Source organism: Ruegeria sp. D4 (assembly GCF_056534475.1).
The window spans coordinates 1-25,899 of the sequence record NZ_JBQFPJ010000029.1; the positions used below are offsets into that span (position 1 = coordinate 1).

The following is a 25,899-nucleotide window of genomic DNA, read 5'->3' on the forward strand; positions in this document are numbered from 1 at the left end:
GGAGCGATTGGTTGCTGACGCGCAGGAATGGTTCGAAACCGTGGCCCGTTGTGCAGCATATGTCGCTGAAACCGAGGCTGAAGCTGTTGAGAAAACAGTTGGCGATGTTGCAGCCTCTACAAAGAGCGCGGGGAGATCTTCAAAGTCTAACCCTGTGTAGGGTTCCTGCCTCCGAAAAACCAAACTGAAATCATCGGAGCAGTAGCTGGGAGGGTCTTGTCCGAATAACTTTGCTTGAGCGGGTTAGGGGTGTTGAGTAGCTTTTGCCCATGACCAGACCTGCCTCTTTCAAGTACTTCAAAACCAGCCCCGAGATCATCCGCCTTGTGGTGATGTTATACATCCGCTTCCCGCGCTCGCTTCGGAATGTCGAAGATCTGCTGCATGAGCGAGGCATCAACGTTAGCCATGAAACTGTCCGGTAAGGCTGCGCTCAGACAATTGGGTGCTCTTGAAAAACAAGGGACGGGCAGTTGGCTAAACAACCGCGTCGAGAACTCACACCTCCCGTTCCGACAACGAGAAAGCGCAATGCAGCGTTTCAGGCGTATGCGAAGTCTGCAGAAAATCGTCTCGGTCCACTCCTCCGTCTACAACCACTTCAACCAGGAAAGATCGCTCGCAAGCAGAGGCTCTGTGGCGGTACATCGCGGTGATTACCGAAGAGACGGCTATCGGATTAAATCACATGGTCCTATCAGAGCTGATCCGCGATCTCGACCGGTCCCGGAAGTTCTTAACGGAGACAGAAACCCACGATTACCCGATGACGAGATTGATCGGCGAAGCCATGGACGCAGGCGTGATCCGAAAGGCCGATCCGACCTTCGCAACCAACCAGTTGCTGGCGCTCGTCAAAAACTTTTTCTTCTGGCCAGAGTTTTTCCACGGCGAGAACCCGACACCAAAAGACGTACTGGACGATTGCATCGCTATGTTTTTGGCGCACTACAAAGCAGACATTTGATCGGTCATCACGAACGGCAGGAAAGTCCGCTTAGCAGTCGTTAAAGCCGAATGCAGTGAATGACCGCACCGAGCCCGAAGAAGACATAGCGTGAAATTTAAAATGAGTGGTATTAAGACAATCAGCATCTGAGAAAACATGACACCGTACTTGGTAAATATCCCAGTTCTCGAAACACAGCGCCTACGCCTTCGCGCACCGCTGGCTTCTGATTTCGAGCCGTTCGCCGATTTCCGAATGTCTGAACGGGCGGTGACGGTCGGCGGTCCTTTCACTCGCTCAGAGGCCTATGCTCAATTCGGTGAACTGTTTGGCCATTGGGTTCTGCGTGGATTTGGTCGTTGGATAGTCGCCGACCGCTTATCTGATGAGCCTTTTGGGGTCGTAGGGTTGTGGTTTCCCGAAGGTTGGCCTGAGCCTGAAGTAGCTTGGTCTGTTTTCGAAGTCGGCGAGGGTAAGGGCATCGCTTTCGAAGCCTCGCTTGCGGCTCGCGATTTTGCGTATTCTACTCTCGGTTGGACGACCGCAATCAGCTTGATTGTCGAAGACAATCCCCGGTCTTTTGCTCTAGCAAAACGCTTGGGCGCTAAATTCGAGGCGCCTTTTCTTCACCCTGTGCTGGGAGCGATGCAAATCTGGCGTCATCCCGGGCCAGAAAATCTTCCCTAGCTCACTCCCGGTGCCTTTTAGATTGATTAGCTTGGGTACATAGTATTGTTAATAAAAAACTAAGTCGGTCAAGCAAACCGATGATGAAGTGGAGTGGCAGCAAAGTCCGCACAGCAGGCATTCAGATGAAATCCGCGAATGACCGCATCGAGTCCAAAGCGGACCAGCACCAAAACCCGTAATGTTCTCGCACGGACGAAAATTTCAAACGCTGGTCAATTTTACCATAGTAGCAGGCTTGCTTTTTGCGCCTCGAAACCTTTTGGCGTCGGAAAAAGCGAGCGCATCCTGGCAACAAGTTCGATCTCACCATCCAGCATCTTTCGGACAGTGGTTAACCAGTTATTGAAGGTTTCAGATTCCCAATGATCTTGGACCGCGGCTTCGTTCCTGAACACTTCGTAGAAATAGAAACGATTTGGGTTTGTTTCATCCACCATAATATGAAACTGGAAAACTTCGGGTTCTTCACTGACAACATTTTGCGCTTGGAAGATGCTGGCGTCCAAAAAGGGCTGCCGATATTCAGGTTTTACGTTGATCACGAAGAACCCACCAAACATTGCATCGTCCATATTTGTCTCCTTCATTGACCTAAAAGCGGCGAAGGTCGCAAAACACACCTGTCCTGCTGGAAGGCGTTAACCTACAGCACTGCGATACCCATGAACCTAAGCGGGTATCCTTTCTTTATCTGCTTCACCCCATCCTAGCGCGCGTGCAAGTTCGTGTGACATTGTGGTAAGTGTATGGCCAATCTTTTCTCGCTTTGAAGGTGTAAACACCCGAAGAGACGCCGTAGCGCCGATTGAAAGCGTCGCACCAACACCTGTCTTAGTCAGTGTTGTTGCGACAGAACTGATCCCGCGCTCGAGCTCTTCAACACACATAGCATACCCTTTGGCTCGAATGACATCGAGTTCCGCGGCCAGTTCCTTAGGGTCTGTAATCGTGCGATCTGTGTACCGCTTAAGCTGTCCATCCAATCTGTCTTGAGACAGCAGCTCAGGCGACACGGCGGCGATTGCCTTGGCGCAAGAGCACGCATGCATTGGTCGTTTGCCCATACCTGGATGAAGAAAAGACACGCCCGTCTGCGGTGTCTCCACATGAATAATCTCAACCCAATGGCCCCGTAGCCGAGACAAAAAAAAGGCAGCGCCATAGTCATTCGCGGCGCCAGAGAGGACAGGCGCAATCACTTGCAAAAGAGCGGGATCAGAGTGATCGCTCAACGTGATACGCTTTAGCCTGGTCCCAATCGCGAACTCACCTCGGGTTGGTGATTCAAGGAGGCCGGATGAAACAAGGTCTTGAACCAGCCTGTAGGCCGTCGGTTTAGGTATATCGGACTGGGCGCAGATATCCGCTACGGACGCACGTCCTTTTTGACCCACGATTTCCAAAATCAGCGCTAATCGTTCGAGATGCATTTTTCTCACTTTATGATAACTAAGTTTTCGATATACGATACAATTTAGGGAATCAAGGGAGGAGCACTCGATGGATGGACAATGCTGTGGACCGGGCTTCAAGAGTCCGCAAGAAGCCATTAAAGCCCCCCGAGAAAAGCTACTCTACACGATCGCTATCTACACCGGCACAGGGATCCAGAAACCTGATTACCTTGCTACAGTGGATGTCGACCCTGACAGCCCGACCTATTCTCAGGTAATCCATAGGCTGGAAATGCCGGGGATTGGGGACGAGCTTCACCACATGGGGTGGAACGCCTGTTCGTCCTGTCACGACGACGGCTCGATGTCCCGCAAATACCTAATCCTGCCGGGCGTACGCTCTAACAACCTTCACATCGTTGATACAGCCACTGACCCGCGTGCGCCGCGGTTGCATAAGATCATCAACGGGGCCGAGATCAAGGCCAAGGCAGATTTGTCGGGTCCGCATACGGTGCATTGTTTGGGCTCGGAAATCATCATTTCCTTCCTTGGAAATGCCAAGGGTGAGGCTCCTGGAGGCTATCTGCATCTCGACAAAGAGTTCAACATCGTCGGTCGCTGGGAAACCTCGATGGGCGATATCAAGTTTGGCTACGATTTCTGGTACCAACCGCGCCACAACGTGATGGTCAGTTCCGAATGGGCTGCGCCCAATACCTTCATGCCGGGCTTCGATCTGGAAGAAGTGGGCCATCTGAAATATGGGCGGGAACTGCATTTTTGGAATTTCGAAAAGCGCGAACCGGTCGAAAGCTTCTATTTGGGTGAAGACGGGCTGTTGCCACTGGAAGTCAAGTTCCACCATGACCCCGACAGCACGCATGGGTTCTGTGGCGCAGCTCTTTCGACCAATGTGATCCATTGGTGGCAAGACGATGCAAAAAAGTGGCGGTGGGAAAAGATCATCGACGTGGAAAACGAGATGCACCCCGAATGGCCGATCCCGTTGCCGGGGGTTATGTCGGCGATCCTGATCTCGATGGACGACAAATACTTGTACCTGAACAATTGGCTGCATGGAGATATGCGCCAGTATGACATCACCGACCCGCATAATCCCAAGCTGACCGGCCAAGTGTTTATGGGGGGCCTTTTGGGTAAAGCTCCGATCGTTAACGATGTCGAGGTCGCGGGTGGTCCGCAGATGTTCCAGCTCTCTCTCGACGGACGAAGGCTTTATGTCACGACCTCGCTGTTCTCGACTTGGGATAACCAGTTCTATCCCGAGATCCGCGAAAAGGGCGGGGTTATGGTGATGATCGATTGTGACCCTGAAAACGGTGGTATGAAGATCAACGAGGATTTCATTGTGGACTTTGGCAAAGAACCGAATGGTCCATCGCGCTGTCACGAGAGCCGGTATCCGGGCGGTGATTGCACAAGCGACATCTGGCTATGACTATGTATACCGTGACGATCGCGAACAGAGATGGCGCGCAATACTGTGTGGATGCGCGGCGTCCACTTCTGGAAACGCTGAGAGAACAGGGCGTCGACTTGCCTTTTGGGTGCAAGTATGGCGGCTGCATTACCTGCGCGGCAAAACTACAGACTGGCGCGATCGATCAACGCCGACAGGTTGCGCTGAATAATCGGCAAATCGCGAACGGCTATGTGATCCTTTGCGTGGCACGTCCGACATCCGACATCACGCTTGAGATCGGGGTCGAGAGCCATGACAAGCTGTACCGCAATCCGTTTCTCGACCCTCTCAAACCCCACGAACTCAAGGCTGACATTGCGACGCCGAAGGAAGGTTAACCGATGCCCGAAGCAGATATCGACCGCATCTACGATTACGACCCCAAATACCTCGCCGAAATCCTGCAGTCGGTTAAAACCATTGCAATGGTGGGGGCTAGCGCGGACAAAACGAAATTCAGCTATGGCGTTCTGCGACAGCTGAGTGAAATCGGCTATGATATTCTACCGGTGAATCCTAACCCGAATATTTCGGAAATTAGAGGGCTCAAGGTCTACCACTCGCTGGAAGAGATCGAAAAACATGTTGATATGGTAGACGTTTTTCGCCCGAAGGAAGAGTTTTATGCCTTTGCCGAGAAGGCTATCGCAATCGGGGCAAAAGTTCTTTGGGGTCAAATCGGTGTGTACGACGACCAAGCAGCGCAACTCGCCGAAGCGGCGGGCCTTAAAGTCGTGATGAACCGATGCCCCAAGATTGAACTCTTCCGCCCTTTTTGGAAGCCGCGCCTGGACCTAAAGATATGATGGAAATTCGATTGGTAGCGGCCTCCTCAGCATCCAATGAGGGTGCAAATTGAGATATTGCGCTTACGGAAGATAAGACCAGTAATCCTGTCACTCTACACAACCGCCTAGTCTAAAAACAAAAATGTCCGATTTGTTCGGAGAACCAAAGGCCGCTTTGTCCGCAAAGCAGACGCCCAACGAGCTCTTTTTGATGGCTGCTTCTGACCTCACCAACGCGTATCCTACGCTCAATTTCGATTGGTTGTTAAGGCAATGCGACCGGGTTTTCATCGAGTGTCCGGAGGTAAGAAATCAAGTCTGCGCGATCCTGATCAAACCAAACTCCATCTAAGTCCATCTTTGTTCCCGGAATGTATTCTCGTGGACGCCCAAGAAACGAGTTGAGATTGTCGTAGTCCCAGACACCTGAAGTCGCTGAGAAAGCCGTCGAGTACTCGTAGCCATCGTACGAGCCAATGGTGCGCCCGAGAACTCCCCAAAGTGGCGGACCTTCATTGGCTTGAACTTGCCCATTGTTCTCCAGGCTGTGACAGGCTTTGCAGGCACCTGCCAGAGTTTCTCCTCGGCCCCTATCGGCATTACCAATCAAGTGCTTCACACTAGGGATACTTGTACTTGTAGGTACGCCAGCATCCAATAGCATGGTCACGATTTCGTCGTGCCCACGCAACGAGGCGAAATGCAGTGCTGTCCCAAGCCAAGGATCCACGACAGTTGGATCAGCACCGGCTTCCAAAAGCAATCGAACAACTTCTGTGTGTCCGTTGCTTGACGCAGCATGGATTGGGTATGCAAAAGTTTTTTCGTACTCAGCATTGGGAAGAGAGTAGTTTGGGTCGGCCCCAGCCTCCAACAGGGCCGTGACCACGTCTGTACGACCGAACCGAGATGCGACTACGAGTGGTGACGAACCTTCAAAACGAGCGCCTGTGGTGCTCGGCAGATCCACCGGCACTCCTTTTTCGATTTCTGACATAACTTTTGCGACATCGCCTTTTCGAGCCATCAAGTGGATCATTTCAGCGGAACTTGTCGACATGGTGGCGCATAGCGCAGCCACCCCCGCGAGAAATGTTTTCCAAGTTCTGTTCATTGCGGCATCCCCCCGGTTGTGGGAGCCTTAATACCACAACTAGTCGTCAATTTCCTTTCTTGCAAAGAGTGGCCGCTTTGTCCGCATAGCAGACATTCGTGAAAATTCGGCGAGCGTCTGCACCGAGCCCAAAATAGCCACCACCGATCCACCTAGATGCTGCGAGCGCATTCGGCCATAAACAACTCGGAGCCGAAGGTCCTTGATCTCATCCGACATATCAGCTGCTTTCATCGCCATTTTGATTGCATAGTTCCAAGGGTGTGACATGAAACAACGCCTTATTGCTCTTCTGCTCGGCATCTATGCGTTGTTTGCCGTTTTTTATTTCAGCGCGGCAAATTGCCTACCGCTCGCCCCGCTGGCGAACTCAGAAAGAGGCGAGATGACTACTTTTCTGCAAAGCAGTCAACAACACCAGATGCAGCGAACGTCCGCATCAAGTTCAAAGTGGACACATTTGTTTAGAAAGCTCGATTTGAATTTCAGTTGATGCTGATGCTCAAAAGGCATGTGCAATCTCTTTCTAGTAAAGACAGCGGAGCAACATCTGGAATAGAAGCGCCGCTCGAAAACCTTGACACAACTAGATTAAGAAATGTCAATATGTACGAGTGTTGTTTGGAGGTCGAGATGTTTGCTCGCCACCGTTTTATTCTAGCGGTCTTTGTTATTTTTCTTGGACTAATTGGCTCCACCTCAAATGCCAAAACAGGAATTGATCTAGATTCGCCGACTAGCGTTCAAGAAGCAATAACATTTGGAAACGAAAACCTTCTGGCGCAGGCTGCAGATGCCACGGCGACTAAGTTCCAGTTGTCTTTCAACGAGCAGACTTCCAACACGGGTGCAAATACCCTGCAACCCGAAGCGGCTGAATCAAAACCGAAAGCATCTGCAAACGAACTGCTTTCCCGCGCTTTCCTGGTCTATAAGTCATCGCAGACTCAGTCGGGTAAGGAACGCCAGAAATCGCTGGAAGAGGTTTTGACCAGGCTCGAGAAAATCCAGACTGATTTCCCGCAAAGCAACTTGGCAAAAAAGCTATCAACCGAGGGAACGCTCGGCGCGCTGGACCTAGCGGCCATTCGCGCTGAAATCGAGGCCCTGTCTGACGAAGTTGCTGTTTCGACGTCCGGCAGTTCCCCTGCCGGGACTAATCAACGCTGGAACCAGTCGATTGTTGTCGAAGATGCCTATTCACTGGCAGGCCTGACGTGTAAGCAGTCCAACCTGCGCGAATGCCTGACACAAAAGGGGCTGCAGGGCAAAGCTCTGGAATTTGCATATGCCCTAACGATGAAATCCGCAGGCGCGGGCGGCACTGGGACATCGTCGCAATACTCGCCCGTGGCCATCGCGGATTCCTTTCTGGAATTGGGGGCGGTGGACCTTGTGCGGGTTTTTTATCCCGGCCGCGCCAATACAAATACCGCCTTCTTTCTGGTGAACGGATCGCCTGACCTTCTTGCAACCGAATTCCAGTACGGCAATTTGGCACCTTACGCGATTGATGCTCCTAGCCGGGCGTTTGCAAAGGCATTCCCCCAGGCCAGCGTGCGCGGCGGCGGAGGGTTCAGCAGCCATCGAAAGCTGCCGGATGGCGGCCAGAGGTTTGTTTTTGGCGACTCGATCGTAAGCCAATGCCGCGCTTGCCCCTTGCTGGGTGGCGTCGGTCGGGTCTATGATTTTTCGGCTGACGGAACGCTTCGCCAGACCCGAAATCTGGGGATATCTGATGATCGGCTGACCGGTTCAAGCCTCGAACCTCTGACTGCCGAGGCTCTGGACCGCTTTCCGGGATCACTGCAGGCGCGTCTAGCGTTCTCGGGCTACGATGTCGGTCCAATAGACGGCGTACCGGGCAGGCAGACCCAAACCGCTGTGGCAGAGTTTCAGCGGGCCAATTGCCTGAATGCGACCGGGCAACTGGACAGCCGCACGATCGGGCAACTGTTGAAAATGCCGCAACTGTCCGACGGGTGCGGAACCGAGGCCCCGCAGGACACGGCGAAGCAGGCAGAACAGAAATCACCCCAGCCAGCCCCGGTTCAGCCGGATGCAAGTATTCAGGTGCGGTTTAAAAAGATTTGTCAGCGTGCAGGATCGGAAGGCTCGAACCTTCCATGCCCGTTTGTCTATGAGCGGACCTGTTCCGGCGAAAGCTGCAGTAAATTCGGGCCGCGCCGCACGTCGCAGGAGATATCGCTTGTCGCCAGCCCGGGAAGTGCCAAAGTGGTTTCGACCGTACCGGCCGGAACCTGGCTGTGGGCGCGCAGAACAGATGTTTACATCGCCCCGTGCCGTGCAGTGGTCAACACGCCGTTTTCCGGGCTGAGAAGCGGCCAGACCGTCTGGCGGACCTTGTATCTGGGCGAAGGGTACTCCGATCACTGGGATGGCCAGTTGATGGTCAGTGACGGGTTCGATGATGCCGCCCGCGAAGCGGCGGATTGCGACGACCAGAGCGTTGAAACCTGGCAGCAATTAGAGACCAAAGCGGGCGAGGTGGGGTGGTCGAATGCCGTCAAGGGTATCGAAGGAGGCTCGTACTACGAAATCGACTCTTTGCGTTCCGAATACCCGACTTGGGTGCTTCGCAAAGCTGCGGGTCAGAAAATTCAACCCGGTGGCAAGCTTTGCCCACAACAAGCGCTGGCCCCTCTTTCCGGATCGGTGATTTCGTCCCTTTTTTCTGACAAGACACTGATTGGACATAACGCAACTTATGAGCCCTGGACCGAACGGCTTTCGGCCCTGAGCGGTGGTCAGGGGACAACAAGTTTTGTGAACAAGGGTCGTCAGATTTTCGATGGTCGATGGAGCGTTCAGGGCGATCGAATCTGTTTCAGCTATGGCAACAACACGAACTGGAGCTGTAAGTCCGTTCATGTGTGCGAAGGGAACGGCGGAATCTATGCCTATGTCGGCGAAGACGGCACCCAGACATCGTTGATCCGCGCCATCGCACCGAACGCTGCCCCTAGCACTACGCCAAAGCCTGTCACCACGACAGCGATTACCCAGGTTCGGCGTATATGTGAAACCGGCTTTCAGTGGACGCAACCAAACGGCTGCAAGGCCTGTATCGGGAACCAGACGCTTTTCACCCAGAAATCCGAAGCCGTTGAATGGGATGGGGCCTGCAAGGACAATTATATCGACGGTGCCGGAACCCTGCGGTGGATGGCGGGCAAAGACCTTATTTTCAGTGTCGCCGCATCAGGGCGCTACATTGCAAAAGATGGGTTTCTGACACTTTCGACCGAGCCGTCCGACGTTGACGTCCTGTTTGCAACGAACGGCCCGCGCGGGACGGTATTCGGGCCGGAATGCGGGTTGGTCGATCAGGGGTGGCGTCAGATGCTGCCGACCGCTCTGGCTGTTTTGCCCGCGGATATCCCAGTGGAACACACGCCTGCATTGGTTGAACTGATGAAGCAGGCTCAGGCAAAAATCAGAACCGCCTGCGCCAATCTTAAAGGGCAGATCCGCCGTGGTGGCTTCGGTGACATCGAAGTTGTCCTGCGCGTTGTTCAGAGCAATTCGCAAATTGCCGGTGAACTGGCAAATTTCCGATCTGTCAAAGTCGAAACGGTTGGCCGGACAGGGCAATGTTCCACCAAGGTCGGGCAGGTCGGCGGCTGTTTCGATCAATACCCTCAAAACCCCTTCAAACTGGCATTGGACCAGCAACTGGCTAACCAGAACCGACAACGGCAGCAACTGGAGCAACAGCAGGAACAGGCCCGCAAAGAGCGGGAAGCCCAGCAATCGCTGGAACAGCAGACAAACCAGTTGGACGCCGCATTTGCCGGGCAGATGGAAACGGTTCTAAAGGGCAAGGCCCCAATAGGCAGCGTGGCCGATCTGATACGCTATGACCGTGTCGCCTTCATCCGCGAAATGGCAAAGGGGCGGCAGCTTGTTCTGTCAACGCAAGGGCTCAATTTCTCTGATGGCGCTTTGACCTTGTCGCATTTGTCCCGTTCAACCGACGTTTATGCACCAATCCGGAAGGCGCTCAGAAACAAGCCCGGGTGGGAAGGGTGGCTTAACAACACAAAGACACCCGGCCCACCCATCGACGTGATCGAAGTCAGGGTGGTCTGCCGTCTGGACATATCGGAACTGGCAGCGCTGGAAGGCAAGCAAACGGTTGTTCTGAATGCGAAGCTGCTGAACTTGGGAACCAATCTTGCGGAGTTCGAATGCAAAAGTTGACATGCCACAAGGCCCCGAAATACTGGATTTCCACTTTGGCGGCCGCGCTGCTGATATGGGTGAGCTTGCATGGGGTATCGATGGCTCAGGACAGCGGCCCGGCACGGATGGACAAGGCAAGCGCGCTATATCAGGGACAAGCCACCCCTCTGCCCGATCTGGAGGAAATCGAAAGGCTTCTCGACGGGATTGTCCAGGAGTTTCCAGCCTCGGATCTTGCCGTAAGCATCATTCTTCAGGAGAAAATCCAGGGCCTTGACGTCGCCGCATTTCGCGCGCAACTCAGCGCGCTTCGCGAGGCCGGGGGTGCTTCGCCGATCGACCCTGCCCTTACCGGTGCTGCTGATTGCATCATAAGGGCGCTTGCAGAAAAACCGCTGGCCGACGTCGAAATCCAGTTCGAGGTCAGCCCGACCGGCGATATTGTGGGCCTGCCTGTTCTGACTGCGCCAAAGGTCGCGCGTTCAGTGCATCGTCAGTTCTTTTTTGCTTTCGCGACTGCGCTGGAATCCTGCGCGCCGTTCCTCAATGGTATGGAAGGCAAGCAGTACACTGTGCAGAACATTCAAGGCGACCTGACACTAATCGGACAAAGCACCGAACAGGCGGCGTTGCAAAAAGAAAGCCAACCGGTGCTAAAGGCACTTCCCTCGCTGCAACCGGTGCAAGAAAGCGGTTCCGCCGAAACGGAATCCGCCCTGAATCTGGACAAGCAGGCAATCCGCGATATTCAGGCCCGGTTGAGTGTACTAGGGTATGATCCTAACGGTATTGACGGAGTAATGGGTAGAGGGACCCGAGGCGCAATTCAGGCTTGGCAAGCTAGCCAGGATTCTCCCGCTACGGGCTACTTGTCAGCCAGCCATCTTGCAGCACTCAAGACCCAATCAGAGGCTCCGTTGCAATCTTGGCTTACTATTCCAGATAACAACACCCTGTACAATCCGCCGCCGCCAATTCCGCTCGGGCCATATGCCATGTCGGGCAATTGGCGTTACACAACAAATTGTGGCGCCAGCAGCAAAGTTGGAAAGTTCAAAATCAGAGGTTTGTTGAATGTAAGACATGTCGGCGGAAACAACTACGCGGGATCGATAAGCAACTCGCAGGGCTTGCGGGGGCGGTTCAAGGGCACGCTTTCAGGACGTCGGTTTGCGGGCGAGGTTAATTGGGGTTTGTTGTATGGGCGCGTTCAGACCCACGGCGTTGTCGCAGATCAGAAACTTTCCATCAGCGGTCGCGATTCAAACGGCTGCTCTTTTTATGCTGCAAAGACCGGATAACCCTATTGTCATTCGCCTCAGACTTGAGGGCCGTATATCTGGTTCCAAGTTTAGTTGGAGCTTATCCCAAAACTCCACTCCATATTGGTGCAAGAAGTCGTTAAAGACTATTTTCCTACACTTTCATCACCGGCAATGTAGAGAATCCTGCCAAAAAGCGTGACAAAGAAGATAACCCAAACAAGAGTGCTTATATTGATTACTGCATTTGCAACAACAGTGGCTGTGACTATAGCCGCAGCGAACGAACGTTTTGGTCCGCAAAGTGGTTGTTAATGGAAAGTACGGCGGATGACCGCGTTGAGCCCAATAGGACCGATGCTGCTTAACGCACCAATGTCAGCGATGCGCAGAAAGCGGGCTTTGCAAAGTGTAGTAGAATGCTCAAAGCGGTATTCCGTCCAATAGCAGCACATGCGGCTTTGAGCTGCGTTCCGCAAATCATTCAAAGTGCACTGGACAGCAATATTGAGCCTACAGTTACCGATGTGGCAATTAGCGTGAAAGGCGGCAAGGGTTTCGAAAAAAGACATCGAGTCTCGCCGATATACAAAGCGGGCATACAATCTAAAAAAAATACTTCAGCCCGAAATACGGCCCATGCTGCGTGACGTCATATGCGAAGTCCCCCGTGCTAAGAGCATCGCTATAGTCGATGCTAAAGTATCGATAGCCGAACGTCAGCGCGACCTTTTCCCATGGCTGATAGTCAAAACCTATGTTGGCCCCTATCTGCAAATCGTTTCCTCCGGCGCCGAACCCGCCCAATTCCAGAGAAGCGATGGAGGTCCATTTATCGTTCAAGCGCCACATGCCCCTTGCCCCGACGACAGGTTCTATCCAACCTTCATCGCCACCCAAAACCGGAAGCGTCATGGGACCAGGGGTTGTAATTGAGATTTCCTGTCGGATCGAGTTGAAGCGCACACCGCCTTGAATATCGACAGTAAATCTTTGATTTTTTTCCCCGTAAGGCCCGTCCGCAACGCGATAAGCCGCCAGAATTCCGAACCATTTTTGTCGGACGTCAACATTTGCATCTGCATTCAGTGGCCCCGGTAAGCTGGCATCCTGTTCGATGCCAACATAGTTCGCATCAACGATAAAACCGATATCACCTTTCCATGCCTCGTACCGGCCTGCTGCCGCAAAATCCAGAACGTCGAGAACGTCTCCAAGGTTCAAATCCAATTCAGCGGATTGTCCGGCGACCGTTGAGGTTCCACGAGTTCGGAGCGGAGTGAATAGGTAGAATGATGCTGTATGACGCCAATTTGTTTCATCCTGACCCGGAGCAGGCAGGGATTGACTCAAGGCAGCTGTAGGAAGGGTCAAGATAGACGTAGAAAACAATGGGCCGAACAGAGTTCCGGAATGTGACATAGATGATCTCCGCCGAGGTTGGGTGTGGGTGAATTAGTAGTTGAAACGCAAACCTAAGCCGGCACCTTTGTCGTAAGGGCGGTCGGAACCTATTCCGATGAGAAAGTCGGCATAAATCGCTATTCCGGGGCTGAGGTTCTTGCCGATCTGCAACTCAGCGGTCGCTGGCCAAGCATCGTTTTCCCAGTCATATGGCGCTTTGATATCGGCCTTGGCCCAATACCCGTCGCCAAACGGTTGCAGCGCAATTAATCGCATTGCGGTTTGGCTGATGTCGGCCGGACCATTGTACGAAGCAAAATGCTGGAGCAAGGGGATCAGCGTCAGCCCTGAATTTGTGTTTGCGAAGGCGAACCCGCCAAAAGGCGCAATTTGATCGGACCCGGTTCCAATCCCTTTATCCGGGTCGCCAAGGTCCAGTATCCACTCCAGACCAATGGCCGACTTGATGGCCCATGTGTCGTTGAGCGGCCTCTGAGAAGGAAAGTAGATCGCTTTGAGGCTTGCTTTTTCGAAGTCAGAGAACCGCGTTCCGGTCACATCCGTTGAGTTATAGTGCAACTCATATTTCAGTTTCAAATCAGGCCGCAGCATGTAGGCACCATCGATAAAGGCGTCCTGTCGATCAGCGCCATTGCCCAGATCAAAATACTGATACCGGATGTCCGTGTTGTTTACGGCGGCTAAAGGGTTTGAAGCGTTTTCGTCTGCCATTGTATGGGTCGCGACAATGGCAGTTGCCAATGCCAGGGCAAGCGCTTGGAGTTTCATACTGTTCCCATGATCTTTGATGTAGATGTCAAACCCCGCGTTGAGTGCATCGTTTTGCAACGCGGGGTTTGCGCGATTTGTGCGGGAGCCGCCTATTATTCGGGCTGAATGTCCCGTTTGGCGACAAAGGCATCCACCGCTGCGACAGTTTCGGGACGAAGGTTCACAATACCTTCATAGGGGCGTCCTGTTGCGGCCGGTTGATCGGGATACATTTCCTTGAATTTCAGATGCCGGGCAATGATGCGGTTGAACTCATGACCTGCCCACGCGCCGATCTCTGTCGATACGCTCTGTTCTTCGCGAGGGTCGCGGAACAGGTTGTAGAACTTGGCCACGATGGCGTTTTCACCTTTGGCCGGAACCTTGAGCTTGATGTGCTCCTTGACCACCTCTTTCAGCGAGTTGATTGAGTAGATCAGCACATGATCTCGGCGCCCATGCGTATCGCCAATGAACATCAGGGACGTCTGATCGACACCGTCAATGATACGGTCGCGCGGGATGGCATCCATCGCTCCGCCGATACGTGCTATCGACGTGAACAGGTCAGAAATGTGAATGATGTCCGATACTATCGAGTCTCCCTCGATCAGGCCAGGCAGGCGGGCAAACGCGTCCACCCGAACGCCCCCCTCGGACGTATCGGCCTTGCCGCCACGGAAGACTAGTGGCGAAAACCCGCTGCCAGGAGCATATTTAGTAAAATGGCCGTTGTCGCCCATCAAAACGATCAGGGTATTGTCCCTGAGCCCCAGCGCATCGACTTCGTTCAGAATGACCCCGATCCATTCATCCAGCTCTTCCATGCTTTCAACGAATGTACCGCCGTTGGGTGTCGTGAACGCCTCTCTCGTCGTGCGCGTTGTCGACAGAGGGACAAGCGGCCAGTATTGCAAGAAGAACGGTTCATCCCGCTCTGCTAGCAGGCGCAACTGTTCCATGGCTTGTGCCTGATAGCGGATGTTCATTTCATTGTATTTGTCCTGGGTCCATTTCTCACCCGGTTCCATATGGACTTCGCGGACCTCCCCGCCAATAACGGCTTCAAGGCCGGTAATCATGTGTCCCGGATCAGGGCGAAACCAATCATCCAGCGTGTATTTGGAGTTGTAGTTGTCTTCCCCAATGGCCATGGTGATTTCTTCCTTGGCAGCATCTTCGTTGAAGATGGCCAACTGGCCCTGTTGATGGATGGGGAACGCGGCGTAATCAAAGCCCTGATAAGTTGGCCAGGATTCCTGAATGTCTCCCATGTGCCACTTGCCAACATGCGAGGTGTTGTAGCCCACGGATTTCAGAACTTCGGCAATTGTGACTTCTTCATCGGCAAGGCCAAAACCCGAAATATCGACGGCGGTATCGCCCATCCCATTGCGATACGGCTGGCGACCCGTCATGAAGGCCACGCGCGACGGGGTACAGGACGGCTCGGTGTACATGCGCGCGAACCGCATGCTTTCCTCTGCCAGCGCGTTGATATTGGGGGTCGAATACCCGCGTATGGCGTTCATCTCGGGCATACCCATGTCGCCAAAACCCATATCGTCAATCAGGATGTAGAAGATGTTTGGAGGGTTCCCTCCGTTCTTCTCACGAAAATCGGCCAGCAGTTGATCAACCTGCGCGTCGTTCTCGACCCAAACGGCCTCGTTTTGCTGCTTAAGTACATAGTACTCCGCATCATGCACGATGTTGCTGTCCTGAGCTGTCGCCGTGAAAGCAGAGCCAGCAAAGGCCAGTGTGGAAAGGAACAGTTTTGATTTCATGAGATACCCCTGTTTCATGAATTTTGTGTTTTCAGGCCTTCAAGGATCAGGTGATGGCAGTAGGTCGAAAGCGAGAGTTCGCTGTCCTCAGCCTGAGAGCGCAACATCTCTTTTTCACTCTTGGTAAGCAGTGTTACGACACGTTCAGTGCGCGCTATGTCATCAGGCAAGGATGGGCGTCCAAACCTTTTTTCCCCCGATTTGTCTGCCTTGTCTTGCAATTGCCTAAGCCTACGTTTGCGAGATAACATTGCATGACAATTACGCGAGCTGCTGAATGGACCACATCAAAAAACGATCAGCGGAAGAAAAAACCTGCAACCCAAATACTCTTTTATTGCAGGATCCTTCGCAGTTCCGCGAGCTTTCCCAATGGGATGTCGAATTACGCCAACTCGAAAAAGGAAACATGAATTCGTCGGTATCTGTTTGGGCGGGGACTGGTCTCCAAATGATAGATTTGTCGTTTGACAAAGCCGTGTACCAAACAGGTGTATCTCGCCCCGACATTCTGGCGTTTGGATTACCAGACAAAGGGAGTGTACGGACTTGGCTTAACGGCTACCCTTCAGACACCGCTCTGATGAATTTTGGTAGCGGAGACTCTTTTGAAGGCGTGAGCAATTCAACGCTGACAGGCCTGACCTTTGGCATCGACATCCAAAGGGCGGAACGGGTCGCCGACGATTGCGGCCTTGATATCAGCACCGTGCGAATGAACGCTTCTCGCTCTTTCGTGGGTGATGCTGGCAGATTTCATTCTCAGATCAAAAACAAAGCACGTTTTCTTATAGCTTCCGAGACAGGCCCCAGCACTGAAGGTGAAGAGAGCGATCTGATCTTAGAGCTTTTGGAAATGCTCGTGAACGGTGAGCAATGGAGTGATAGGGGGGGCAACAGCAAGAACAGAACCCGCTTGGCGCGAAAGGCAGTTGAATTCATGCGTGCCCATTTGATGGACAACGTTTCAATTGGAGAAGTATGTGCAGACACCCAAGTATCCGCTTGTACTCTTCGTCGCGCATTTCAGGAAACTTTCGGTGTAAGCCCCAAACAGTTTTATCTAAGAGCCCGTCTCGGTGCCGTGCGCCATGAACTGGTATCCTGCTCGCCAGATCAGAGTATATCGGACGTCGCAAACTCCTATGGGTTTTGGCATATGGGGCAGTTAGCAAGGGACTACAAAGCATTCTTCGGAGAACTGCCGACTCAAACGATATCCGGCAGAATGAACTGAAACAGAGCTTGGTAGCTTATTTTGGTGCAAAGTTTGTGTTGAGCCATTCTTGTTGCGGAGCCAATGTCAGATTTCAGTGGCTAGCGACGCTGAGATCTTGGCAGAACGAGGCCTAACTTATCCGCAACACGAGAACTGCAAAGTTGGAATTTGAAGGTCCGCTTCGGGCTGACTGCGGTCCTTTGCGGTAAGAATGCGGATGGCTGCAAGGTCCCGCATACCGGTCGTTTGCTGCAACTTGCTTGAATGTCCACTGTGCGGACAAAGCTGTCGTTCGTTGAGGTAAATCTCCAGGAGTAGCCAAACTCATTAAATTGGGCCAAATATCTCAGTTCTCAACAGCACGTCATTCATCAGTCGGGCACCAGAAAAAAATAGACAATTCCACTTATTGATCTGTCACGCCAATCTCCCTCAGTGCTTGACCCGCGGCACTGCTAGGTTGGCTGATACCCAAAATAGTGCTCAGAGTGACGGCCACGTCCACAGTGGAAACAGTACGGCTTACTCGAGCTGGCTTGATACCTGGACCAGCAAAGATGATTGGAACATGCGTGTCATAGCGCCAAGGCGATCCGTGCATTACGGCAATCGGGCCATCTTCAAAGAGAAATGAATAAGGTGTCTGGACGACATATATGTCGCCAGAGCGCGCTGGGTGATAATTTCGCCGGATCTGCTCCTCAAGGGTATGGCCTCGCTGTTCAGCAAGCGGTTCGGCCGGCATCGCAAGCTCAATGCCAGATGCAGCCATCAAGACTTCGACGATGCGTCGTTCGATTGCACGCCGGTCAGCGCCTGACGCTTCTATCTTGCCGTTGTCCAGATAGACGTAAGGGCGGAAAAAGAACTGTATTGCGGATTCCACTCCAAACTCATCTGCGATGACCGAATTTACATCCATCATCAATGCTTCAGTGGAGTTTCGGAATGTCGAAAGCCCAGCTTCGGTCATCTCTTCTGGCGCTTCCGGCATGCCATGGTCGGCGGAAAGCACGTAGAGCACATTCGCACTTCCAACTTCTCGATCCATGAAGTCAAAGAAATCTGCTAGCGTCTCATCCAAACAGCGCACCATTTCTTCATTTTCCAAACTGGATGGCCCGAAAAAATGGTTGGTGGCGTCTACACCAGAGAAACTAACGCTTAGATAGTCTGGCCATTCGTCATCACCAAGCCCCTCCTCTTTCACTACAGTTTTTGCGAAGTCGGCCGTGATCCGGTCCCCGTGCGGCGACAACAAGACCTGTGTGTAATAGAGCCCGTCGTCCGGCTTCCCATAGAAATGCGGGAAAGTGCGACCGAACGTGCCAAGATTGGTTACGAAGGAGCGTTCCTTTCTTTCCATTAGGTAAGGCGCGTCTGAACACTCCGGCCACCACTCACTTTCGATCTTCGCATCTGCGAGGCGTTTAGAATTCCAATCGAGAACCCAATCAGGATACACTTCGTAGTAAAATTCACTTGTTTCAAATGCTCCTGTGGCCGCCGACAGCCATAAAGCCTTTCCAGAATGCCCTGCCATTGCAACCGCTGAACGATCTTTACCAGACACGGAAAACACTTTGGATCGACCGACATTCGCTTTTACCAGTTCATCGCCGAACGTCGTTGCCAGCAGGTTGACCGGAGAGCGTCCCGAGGTAGCAGCAGCGGCTTGTGTAGGGTCAACTTGGTCGACGTTTCCTCCGAAGCCTGGAACAGGCAGTAACGGATAGTCCGGGTCTTCAATGTTGTATCCCAATCTCTCTTCTGCCCTGTTGAACCAGGCATTGCCGATCATTCCATGTTCAGAGGGATGGGCTCCAGTAGCGAGGGTTGCGTGACCAACAATGGTTTCGGTGTTGGCGTGACGATGATGAGCGTCGGTGTACCAGACGCCATTGTCTATTAGCCTTTTGAAGCCTGAGCCCCCGAAGGCGGCCTGATAGCGAGAGATCAAGTCTCCGCGTAGCCCATCAACTGTAATTTGCACAACAAGTCTGATGTCTTCCGTTGCACTAGATCCCGTGGCGGAAATCGATAGAAGCATGGTTGACGCCAACGCCAGAGATCGCTGCATACTTGACTTCATGGGATTACCTAAAGAGAAGGCTGTAATTTATTGCACGTACGTTTCTCATTTACTTGTTGCTCCTTAGTAGTCTGATAACGTCCTGTATTTAATTTAAAAACCTCGTAAGGCGACTCGCGGTAGTTTCAGAAGTCAAACCGTGCGCCGATGAAGGGCCCATCGAAAGTCAGATCGGAAATCGCCTGCGAATTGCCAATGTTCCAATCCAAATACCGGTAGCCCACCACCAGATCCCAGTTGTTGATCTTAAAATTAGCCGCCAGGCTCAGCTGTGTTGTCAGGTCGCTTTCTCCGGCACCGATATCCGCATAATACGACATTCCCCAACGGTCGCTGAACTGACGTGTTCCACGTATGCCAACAACAGCGTCCCAGTTGTTGATCGAGCCTGAAACACGTTGCGAGCCGCCAGCGATGGCAAGGTCAACAGTATTGTCCAGATTTAGGCTTCTTGCCCCGCCTAAAACAGTGAAACGGGCGTCTGTTGTGTCAATCAGATCATACCCAACTGACCCCGCAAACACTGTTCCTTCAACGTCAATGCCAGCGGAGGCCGGAATCCCTGGGCCAACCGCACTGTCCTGATCGTTGCTCAGATTCAGGTACAGTGCGTCGACAAAGACCGAGACTTTACCGCGTCGCGCTTCGACAGCACCCATCAGCCCGAAATCCAGATTGTCCAGCATCTCGCTGAAGCTGATGTCGATGCTGTTTCCCGTTGTTGTCTCACCGCCTAGGGCGGGCCCCCAAAGGTACAGATAACCGGTGAAGTCCCAAGTCGGATTTTCGGCACATGCTGATGGTGCGAACCCAACAGTAACGGCACAAAACAGAGCTGGGATTCGCCATTTCTTATCAGCGAAAGGAACATAATTCATCTAAAGGGCCTTGAAGATGTCAGAGTTCAAATGAGGGCGCAGATATGCGATGCCCTGCGCCCGCTGGGACTGGTTTATTGCCAGCTCATGAACACGTCGCGTGCTTGCTCGCTTTCAGGACGCAGGTTCTCGATTCCTCCGTAGGGGATGTCCTTACCTATTTCCGAGTTTGGATATTGGGCGATCATTTTTTGATGGCGCTTGACCATATCTTGGAAAGAAGCACCGGCCCAAAGAGAATACCCAACCAGAGGGTGTTCTTCGCGCGGGTCGCGGTAGACGTTGTAAGTGGGAGCAGCAGCGCCTGGAGCGCCCGGAGCAGGTAGATGCATCTTGAACTCCTGCTTGACGATAGACCGCAAGACCGGGCCTTCGTAAACATACACATAATCGCGCCGCCCATTGCCCTCGCCCTCCAGCAGCAATGCCGTTTGGTCTACCCCATCAATCACCCGGTCACGCGGGATAAAATCGGTCGCTCCGGCAATGCGCGCAATCGTCGTGTAGATATCCGAAACGTGAAAGATGTCCCCAGCGGCACTATCGGCTTCGATCACACCGGGCCAGCGAATGAATGCGTCCGTACGAACGCCTCCTTCCAGATGTTGAGTCTTGCCGCCGCGATAAATCAATTGGTTCAGACCGGATGTTCCTTCGTAATGATACATCAACCCGTTATCCGCCATGATCATGACGATGGTGTTGTCGGCCTCGCCGGTCTCATCCAGTTTGGCCAACACTTCTCCGATCCAGCCGTCGAGCAATTGCAGCTTGTCAGCATGGAAGCCGCCGTTGCGCGAGAGCGCCTGATCGGGGTAAGCGAAGTTCAGCGGATAGAGCGGCCAGTACTGCAGAAAGAACGGCTCATCCAACGCTGCAACGCGTTCCAACTGTTCCAGCGTCTGCGCCTGGTAACGCTCGTTCATTTCTTCGTATTTGGCCTGCGTCCATTCTTCGCCCGGAGCCATTTCAACCTCGCGCGCGGGTCCGCCTGCTTCGGCCTCAACCCCTGTGACCAAACCGTAAGGTTTGAAGCGTTCATCCAGCAAAAACTGGTTGTTCTGACCCGAGGCGTGGTATCCTAGCATATTGTTCGCCTGCATGGCCTCGCGGGTCATGAGGCTCAGCTGCACCTGTTGGTGCAGGGGAAAGGCCGCATAGTCGAACCCCTGATTGTGAGGGTACGCCTCTTCGATATCGCCCTGATGCCATTTGCCGACATGAGAGGTATTGTACCCAGCCTGTTTCAGGATCTCCGGTAAAGTGACTTCGCTTGCGGGCAAGCCCTCGCCGACCAGAGCAACCTTAACCTCTTCCACACCGGCCCGGATAGGGTGCCGACCGGTCAGCATGGCTGTACGAGTCGGCGTACAGGAGGGTTCCGTATACATACGCATCAGCGACATGCCGTCACTAGCAAAGTCGTTGATATTTGGGGTCTCGATTCCCATCACATAGTTCATCTTCCGCTCGCCCATTTGGCCAAAGCTGATGTCGTCGATCAGAATGTACAGAAAGTTCGGAGGCTTGCCGCCATTGGCATCCCGAATCTCAGCAAGCTTGGCGTCGATCTCAACATCCTGCGTATCCCATTGCTCACCAAACTGAGCACGCAGGAAGTTAAATTCACCATCATGAACAATTGGGTCACTCTGCGCGGCAACATGCGTGCCTGATAGGAACACAAGCATGGCAGCAGCTGACGCCATGTAAGAACGTTTAATCTTCACTTCGGGTTCTCCTGTTGGTAGCCATTTCTCGCAACGCGTCGGCAAGAAGGTCGTGGCATTGGGCAGATAATGATTGTTCAGATTGATGCGCCAGTTCTGTCAGTCGCTGGTATTCGGGCGGAGTGACAAAGGTAACGATCCTCTCGGAACGGGCGTCGACATGGGGCAAACGTGGTCTGCCCATGCGCGGCTTCGAAACATGATGCGACATTTGACTTAGCCCCCCGTCCAGTTAGTTTTCTTTTCCGGAAAACTATCAGGATGCAGAAATGGACCACATCAATAATCGGCCAAACTTGCAGGAAAACGATACCGGTGCTCAATATGCCGATTCTCCTGTGGTACGGTTCGACCTCGCGCATCCCAATGATCTTGCGGCAATGACACCCTGGGAGATGGATTTTCGTCAGATGGATCCCGGTCCTTTGTCGACACAGGTTGCTGTTCGTTCCAGCCAGAACACTTCTGTGTTGAATATCTCGTTAAGTGGTGCCGTCCATCAACGCGGTGTTTCCCCTGATGGATGGACTACATTTGGGATCTCACGCAAGGGTACGGTGAACACCTGGCAGGGGTGCGACATGGAGCGTGATGCCTTCCTGACCTTCGGTAACAATGACGGGTTCGACGGCGTATCGACGGATCGCTTCTTTGGCAATGTTGTGTCGTTTAGCACTCGGCGTTTCGAGAACCTTGCGCAGTCTTGTGGGTATGTTTTGGAAACCGACAATCCCGCAGTAAGGTTGCAGATATCGGAATGTAACACCCAAATAATGGATCGGTTGGAACAAGAGATTGCGAAGCTGTTGCATAGTTCAGAGGACCCCTGGCCTGAAGAACTTGATGACGTACTGATGATTGAAGTGCTAACGATCCTTACAATCAGCGAGGTTCATCAGGATAAGAGTTCAGCCCAAACCAGGCGCCGAGCCCTCAACAGAGCCCTGGAAGTTATGTACTGCAATCTGCACAACCCTGTTTCAATTGAAGAACTGTGTCTCGAAAGCGGAGCGTCACTTCGCTCTTTGAACAGAGCTTTCAAGGAACGATTTGGACATGGTCCAAAGACCTACTACATTCGATTGAGACTGAATGGCGTTCGTAAAGACTTGCTTAGTGGCGCTTGTACAGTTTCGATTGCTGATGTTGCCAATAAATATGGGTTTTGGCACATGGGTCAATTCGCAAGAGACTATCGTTTGTTCTTTGGTGAATTGCCGTCAGAAACTCTGATGAAGCGTGGTGCTTGATCGAAACTAAATTGCTTCCTGTAGAACCTATTTCGATTCTGTTATTCGAAACGTCAACTTGTATCTGCCATACGGGCGCTGCTTAGAACAGTTTGACTAACCGTCAAATTCCAAACCCTTCATTAATTCGAAGACTTGGCTACGCATCCACGCCGCCATCGGGGCGTTGTCAAAACGCTTGTGCCAGATGCCGATGATCAACGCCGGTTCAATATGCATCGGAGGTTCGAACACGTTCAGTTCGAATGTCTTGGCCACTTTCTTTGCAAGCTGCGCGGGTACAAGCGCGATGAGGTCGCTTTCGCTAACCGCACGGCAAACGCCACTAAAGACGGGCACTGTCATAGCAACCTGTCGCTGTTTTCCGACGCGATTAAGGGCAGCATCGCCCATCGCAGCCAGATTCCCTTCTGGGGAAAACAAGACGTGGTGGAGTGCGCAGAACGTATCCATGTGCATCTGCGTTCCTTTCTGAAGCTCCTCAAGCTTTGGATTTCCCTTGCGAGCTATCACGTGGAACGGCGAATGGAAGAGTGGCTCCCGATTGACCCAGTCCGGCAGGAGCAAATCTGGGATCAGTGCTATGTCAGCGTTGCGTCGTTCAAGACTGGCCACATAGTCATTCGGAACCAGATCAACCAGCTGCGCTCGTAGATTGGGCGCTGACTTTTGCAGGAGATCTCCTAAGGGTGGCATCAGGAGTTCCGCGAAAAAATCGCTGGCGGCGATCCGGAAAGTGCCTTCAGCGGTTCGCGGATCAAAGGTAGCTGGCGGAGCTAGCAGAGCCGCAAGACGTTCGAGTTCTTCGCGCAAACTGGATTCAATCCTGGACGCATAATCGGTAGCGACCAAACGGTTTCCCTGCCGGACAAAAAGGGGGTCGTCCAAAGCATGACGAAGACGCGACAATGCTCCGGAGACTGCGGATTGCGACATGCCGAGCTTGTCGGCCGCCTTGACAGTTGAGCCTTCGCTAAAGAGGGCGTCCAACACGCGCAAAAGATTGAGGTCCAATGTAGCAAAATTCACCTGACCGATATCCTATATTAGATATTGCGGTTTGCCTGATAGGTTGGCTTTCGGATAGGCTTCTGTCAACGGAAGCGCTTTCGTTTCAATCCGATGCTAATGGAGAGAAACGATGAAGGACCTGGCCCAAATCGACGGAGCCATCGAATGGCTCGGCGTAAAATACAAAACCATCCTCGGCCCAGAACAGACAGGCGGCGATATGTCCATCGTCGACAGCTGGTCCCCTGCGGGTAGCGGACCTCCGCGCCATGTGCATCACAACGAAGACGAAACCTTCGTGATCCTCACCGGCGCATGCAAGTTCTGGTTGGAAGGCAAAGAGTTTACCGCAGGGGCCGGCGAAAGCGTATTCATCCCACGAGGCAAGGAGCATACCTTCAAGGTGACAGACGACGAACCTAGCCGCCATCTCGTGATCCTGACACCGGGCGGATTCGAAGGTTTCTTTTCCGACATGGCAGCCGGTCAGTGCCGTATTCCCGAGGACATGCCTGCTATCGAAGAGAGCGCCAAACGGCACAACATGGCCTTCACTGGCCCGCCGTTGGATTGATGCCATGACTGGGAAACACATCGTCTATCATATCCCCGTCTGTCCCTTTTCGCAGCGACTGGAAATCCTACTGGCGCTGCGCGGACTGACGGATGCCGTAGAGTTTCATGTAGTAGACATCACCAAGCCACGAGATCCAGAATTGCTAGCCAAGACCAGAGGGACGACAGCCTTGCCCGTGCTGGAAACCAGCGACGGCCGCATATTGAAGGAAAGTCTCGTGATCCTGCGCTATCTTGATGAGACACTACCAGGGACACCTTTGCGCCGCGGTAATCCTGCCGAGCACGCCATCGAGTCTATGCTGATTTCCCGCGAAGGACCCTTCACAATGGCGGGCTATCTCTTTGTCATGAATCAGGATCAGGCGCGCCGAGATGAGCATTTGAATAAACTTCTCGCGCTCTATCGAGACCTTGATGATTTCCTAGCTCATCATAATCCGACTGGCCCATTCTTGTTCGAGGACTTCGGTTTGGCAGAGGCTGTTTTTACCCCAATGTTCAAGCGGTTTTGGTTCCTTGACTACTACGAAGGGTTCACACTACCTGTTGGCAAAGACTATGACCGGGTACGAGCGTGGCGTGATGCATGCATGGCGCATCCAGAAACAGCGCAGGTGACCGAAGAAGAGATCGTCAAGCTTTACTACGACTACGCGCTCGGGGCCGGAAACGGTGCCTTGCCTAACGGCCGCAGCGTTTCAAGTTTCACCTTCGAACCGCCCTGGCAGTCAAGGCCCATGCCCCCGAGGGAAAAGTATGCGGTTACAGCCACCGACAAAGAGCTGGGCCTTGTCGCCTGACTATTGATTAAATGCCCAGTACCGGACATTCGTGCGCCGCGCGGCATTGGACAAAATGGGCTTTTGATAGTGGAGCGTTCGTCTCCAGCGACAGGAAAAAAGCCTCTCTGGTCGGGTACGCTGGCACAGTCGGCAATCTCGGATTGGACATACTAGGATTTTAGTTCATGGTTCCGTCAAGCATACTGGCTTCAGCCGCAACACGATGCTTTGCGGCGAACAAGAGTTCCTCAGAACTGGCGTAAGATTGCCAGAGGACGGCTAATGCTTAGGTTAGGGTCAGGACCCATTGATTTCTGCTGGGTTGCGTGATTCACGGTTCGAAAAACGAGCGGTGAACATGTCTGATCTGTTTTGGCTGACCGACGCCCAGATGGCGCGTCTTGAGCCCTTCTTCCCAAAGTCTCATGGCAAACCCCGCGTCGATGACCGGCGGGTGTTGAGCGGGATAGTCTTCATTAATCGCAATGGTTTGCGCTGGCGCGATGC

24 protein-coding genes and 2 pseudogenes are annotated in these 25,899 nt (G+C 53.0%); 15 read left to right on the top strand and 11 right to left on the bottom strand.

The genetic code is table 11. From position 1 onward, the window contains the following. Positions 1 to 332: 332 nt before the first annotated feature. The 4 genes and pseudogenes from ACR0MI_RS22875 to ACR0MI_RS22890 form a co-directional block, all read left to right on the top strand. Positions 333 to 422 (top strand): annotated as a pseudogene (locus tag ACR0MI_RS22875) (IS6 family transposase); the annotation flags it as partial. Continuing rightward, positions 409 to 549: pseudogene (locus tag ACR0MI_RS22880) on the top strand (IS6 family transposase); the annotation flags it as partial. The pseudogenes ACR0MI_RS22875 and ACR0MI_RS22880, both read left to right, overlap by 14 nt. 103 nt (positions 550 to 652) lie before the next feature. Next, the gene (locus ACR0MI_RS22885; protein ID WP_170614102.1) at positions 653 to 967 is read left to right on the top strand and encodes a TetR/AcrR family transcriptional regulator C-terminal domain-containing protein; all 315 of its coding nucleotides are present in this window, start codon (positions 653 to 655) and stop codon (positions 965 to 967) included. Positions 968 to 1,105: 138 nt separating this feature from the next. Next, positions 1,106 to 1,636, top strand: coding sequence for a GNAT family N-acetyltransferase (locus tag ACR0MI_RS22890; RefSeq protein ID WP_170615116.1), 531 nt, complete (start codon positions 1,106 to 1,108; stop codon positions 1,634 to 1,636). A gap of 221 nt (positions 1,637 to 1,857) precedes the next feature. Here ACR0MI_RS22890 and ACR0MI_RS22895 read toward each other — a convergent pair whose 3' ends face one another. Both ACR0MI_RS22895 and ACR0MI_RS22900 read right to left on the bottom strand, forming a co-directional pair. Continuing rightward, positions 1,858 to 2,211, bottom strand: a complete 354-nt coding sequence (locus ACR0MI_RS22895; protein ID WP_170547276.1) for an antibiotic biosynthesis monooxygenase — start codon at positions 2,209 to 2,211, stop codon at positions 1,858 to 1,860. A 96-nt stretch (positions 2,212 to 2,307) separates the two neighbouring features. Further along, a complete protein-coding gene (locus tag ACR0MI_RS22900) occupies positions 2,308 to 3,069 on the bottom strand; it encodes an IclR family transcriptional regulator domain-containing protein (RefSeq protein WP_170547279.1) in 762 nt (253 codons plus the stop codon). A gap of 70 nt (positions 3,070 to 3,139) precedes the next feature. Here ACR0MI_RS22900 and ACR0MI_RS22905 point away from each other — a divergent pair, with 70 nt between their 5' ends. The 3 genes from ACR0MI_RS22905 to ACR0MI_RS22915 are packed head-to-tail and all read left to right on the top strand — an operon-like array spanning position 3,140 to position 5,325. Next, on the top strand, positions 3,140 to 4,495 hold the full coding sequence (locus ACR0MI_RS22905; protein ID WP_170615115.1) for a selenium-binding family protein: 1,356 nt from the start codon (positions 3,140 to 3,142) through the stop codon (positions 4,493 to 4,495). Further along, complete coding sequence (locus ACR0MI_RS22910) at positions 4,492 to 4,857, top strand: 2Fe-2S iron-sulfur cluster-binding protein (RefSeq protein ID WP_010437915.1); 366 nt, start codon at positions 4,492 to 4,494, stop codon at positions 4,855 to 4,857. The genes ACR0MI_RS22905 and ACR0MI_RS22910 overlap by 4 nt, the downstream gene beginning before the upstream one ends. A 3-nt stretch (positions 4,858 to 4,860) precedes the next feature. Continuing rightward, the gene (locus ACR0MI_RS22915) at positions 4,861 to 5,325 is read left to right on the top strand and encodes a CoA-binding protein (protein ID WP_170615114.1); all 465 of its coding nucleotides are present in this window, start codon (positions 4,861 to 4,863) and stop codon (positions 5,323 to 5,325) included. A 247-nt stretch (positions 5,326 to 5,572) separates the two neighbouring features. Here the strand turns inward: ACR0MI_RS22915 and ACR0MI_RS22920 are convergent, their stop codons facing one another. Next, positions 5,573 to 6,421 carry an ankyrin repeat domain-containing protein gene (locus ACR0MI_RS22920; RefSeq protein WP_170682824.1) on the bottom strand — a complete coding sequence of 283 codons (849 nt, stop codon included), beginning with the start codon at positions 6,419 to 6,421 and terminating at the stop codon, positions 5,573 to 5,575. A gap of 268 nt (positions 6,422 to 6,689) precedes the next feature. On the opposite strand from ACR0MI_RS22920, the gene ACR0MI_RS22925 reads away from it, so the two are divergent. The 3 genes from ACR0MI_RS22925 (at position 6,690) to ACR0MI_RS22935 (ending at position 11,928) form a co-directional block, all read left to right on the top strand. Next, positions 6,690 to 6,914, top strand: a complete 225-nt coding sequence (locus tag ACR0MI_RS22925) for a hypothetical protein (protein WP_170817042.1) — start codon at positions 6,690 to 6,692, stop codon at positions 6,912 to 6,914. A 539-nt stretch (positions 6,915 to 7,453) separates the two neighbouring features. After that, entirely contained in the window at positions 7,454 to 10,645 is a 3,192-nt protein-coding gene (locus ACR0MI_RS22930; RefSeq protein WP_480553147.1) for a peptidoglycan-binding domain-containing protein, read from the top strand. Further along, positions 10,633 to 11,928: a peptidoglycan-binding domain-containing protein gene (locus ACR0MI_RS22935; RefSeq protein WP_170817041.1), complete on the top strand. Its 1,296-nt coding sequence runs from the start codon at positions 10,633 to 10,635 to the stop codon at positions 11,926 to 11,928. Before ACR0MI_RS22930 ends, ACR0MI_RS22935 begins: the two co-directional genes overlap by 13 nt. Before the next feature lie 567 nt (positions 11,929 to 12,495). Here the strand turns inward: ACR0MI_RS22935 and ACR0MI_RS22940 are convergent. The 4 genes from ACR0MI_RS22940 to ACR0MI_RS22955 form a co-directional block, all read right to left on the bottom strand. After that, positions 12,496 to 13,311: a hypothetical protein gene (locus ACR0MI_RS22940; protein WP_170680742.1), complete on the bottom strand. Its 816-nt coding sequence runs from the start codon at positions 13,309 to 13,311 to the stop codon at positions 12,496 to 12,498. A 33-nt stretch (positions 13,312 to 13,344) separates the two neighbouring features. Beyond that, positions 13,345 to 14,082 (bottom strand): hypothetical protein, encoded by a 738-nt coding sequence (locus ACR0MI_RS22945; protein WP_170817050.1) that lies wholly within the window; start codon positions 14,080 to 14,082, stop codon positions 13,345 to 13,347. Between the two features lie 95 nt (positions 14,083 to 14,177). Next, the gene (locus ACR0MI_RS22950; RefSeq protein ID WP_170680736.1) at positions 14,178 to 15,851 is read right to left on the bottom strand and encodes a sulfatase-like hydrolase/transferase; all 1,674 of its coding nucleotides are present in this window, start codon (positions 15,849 to 15,851) and stop codon (positions 14,178 to 14,180) included. Positions 15,852 to 15,865: 14 nt separating this feature from the next. After that, positions 15,866 to 16,072, bottom strand: coding sequence for a hypothetical protein (locus tag ACR0MI_RS22955; protein WP_480855677.1), 207 nt, complete (start codon positions 16,070 to 16,072; stop codon positions 15,866 to 15,868). A gap of 56 nt (positions 16,073 to 16,128) precedes the next feature. On the opposite strand from ACR0MI_RS22955, the gene ACR0MI_RS22960 reads away from it, so the two are divergent. Then, the gene (locus tag ACR0MI_RS22960) at positions 16,129 to 17,088 is read left to right on the top strand and encodes a helix-turn-helix domain-containing protein (protein WP_170680730.1); all 960 of its coding nucleotides are present in this window, start codon (positions 16,129 to 16,131) and stop codon (positions 17,086 to 17,088) included. Positions 17,089 to 17,476: 388 nt separating this feature from the next. Here the strand turns inward: ACR0MI_RS22960 and ACR0MI_RS22965 are convergent, their stop codons facing one another. The 3 genes from ACR0MI_RS22965 to ACR0MI_RS22975 all read right to left on the bottom strand — a co-directional run bounded on the left by ACR0MI_RS22965 (position 17,477) and on the right by ACR0MI_RS22975 (position 21,770). Then, complete coding sequence (locus tag ACR0MI_RS22965) at positions 17,477 to 19,150, bottom strand: alkaline phosphatase family protein (protein ID WP_170817040.1); 1,674 nt, start codon at positions 19,148 to 19,150, stop codon at positions 17,477 to 17,479. A 137-nt stretch (positions 19,151 to 19,287) separates the two neighbouring features. Then, on the bottom strand, positions 19,288 to 20,040 hold the full coding sequence (locus tag ACR0MI_RS22970) for a porin family protein (RefSeq protein ID WP_170825199.1): 753 nt from the start codon (positions 20,038 to 20,040) through the stop codon (positions 19,288 to 19,290). A 74-nt stretch (positions 20,041 to 20,114) separates the two neighbouring features. After that, entirely contained in the window at positions 20,115 to 21,770 is a 1,656-nt protein-coding gene (locus ACR0MI_RS22975; protein ID WP_480441316.1) for a sulfatase-like hydrolase/transferase, read from the bottom strand. Positions 21,771 to 22,039: 269 nt separating this feature from the next. On the opposite strand from ACR0MI_RS22975, the gene ACR0MI_RS22980 reads away from it, so the two are divergent. Next, the gene (locus ACR0MI_RS22980; RefSeq protein WP_170680721.1) at positions 22,040 to 23,020 is read left to right on the top strand and encodes a helix-turn-helix domain-containing protein; all 981 of its coding nucleotides are present in this window, start codon (positions 22,040 to 22,042) and stop codon (positions 23,018 to 23,020) included. Positions 23,021 to 23,116: 96 nt separating this feature from the next. Here the strand turns inward: ACR0MI_RS22980 and ACR0MI_RS22985 are convergent, their stop codons facing one another. After that, positions 23,117 to 24,049, bottom strand: coding sequence for a LysR family transcriptional regulator (locus ACR0MI_RS22985; RefSeq protein ID WP_170615136.1), 933 nt, complete (start codon positions 24,047 to 24,049; stop codon positions 23,117 to 23,119). 112 nt (positions 24,050 to 24,161) lie between these two features. Here ACR0MI_RS22985 and ACR0MI_RS22990 point away from each other — a divergent pair, with 112 nt between their 5' ends. The 3 genes from ACR0MI_RS22990 to ACR0MI_RS23000 form a co-directional block, all read left to right on the top strand. After that, entirely contained in the window at positions 24,162 to 24,605 is a 444-nt protein-coding gene (locus tag ACR0MI_RS22990; RefSeq protein ID WP_170817450.1) for a cupin domain-containing protein, read from the top strand. A 4-nt stretch (positions 24,606 to 24,609) separates the two neighbouring features. Beyond that, positions 24,610 to 25,410 carry a glutathione S-transferase family protein gene (locus tag ACR0MI_RS22995; protein ID WP_170615139.1) on the top strand — a complete coding sequence of 267 codons (801 nt, stop codon included), beginning with the start codon at positions 24,610 to 24,612 and terminating at the stop codon, positions 25,408 to 25,410. A gap of 340 nt (positions 25,411 to 25,750) precedes the next feature. Further along, positions 25,751 to 25,899, top strand: a 149-nt coding sequence (locus ACR0MI_RS23000) for a transposase (RefSeq protein ID WP_480855682.1), incomplete at its 3' end; no start/stop codon positions are given.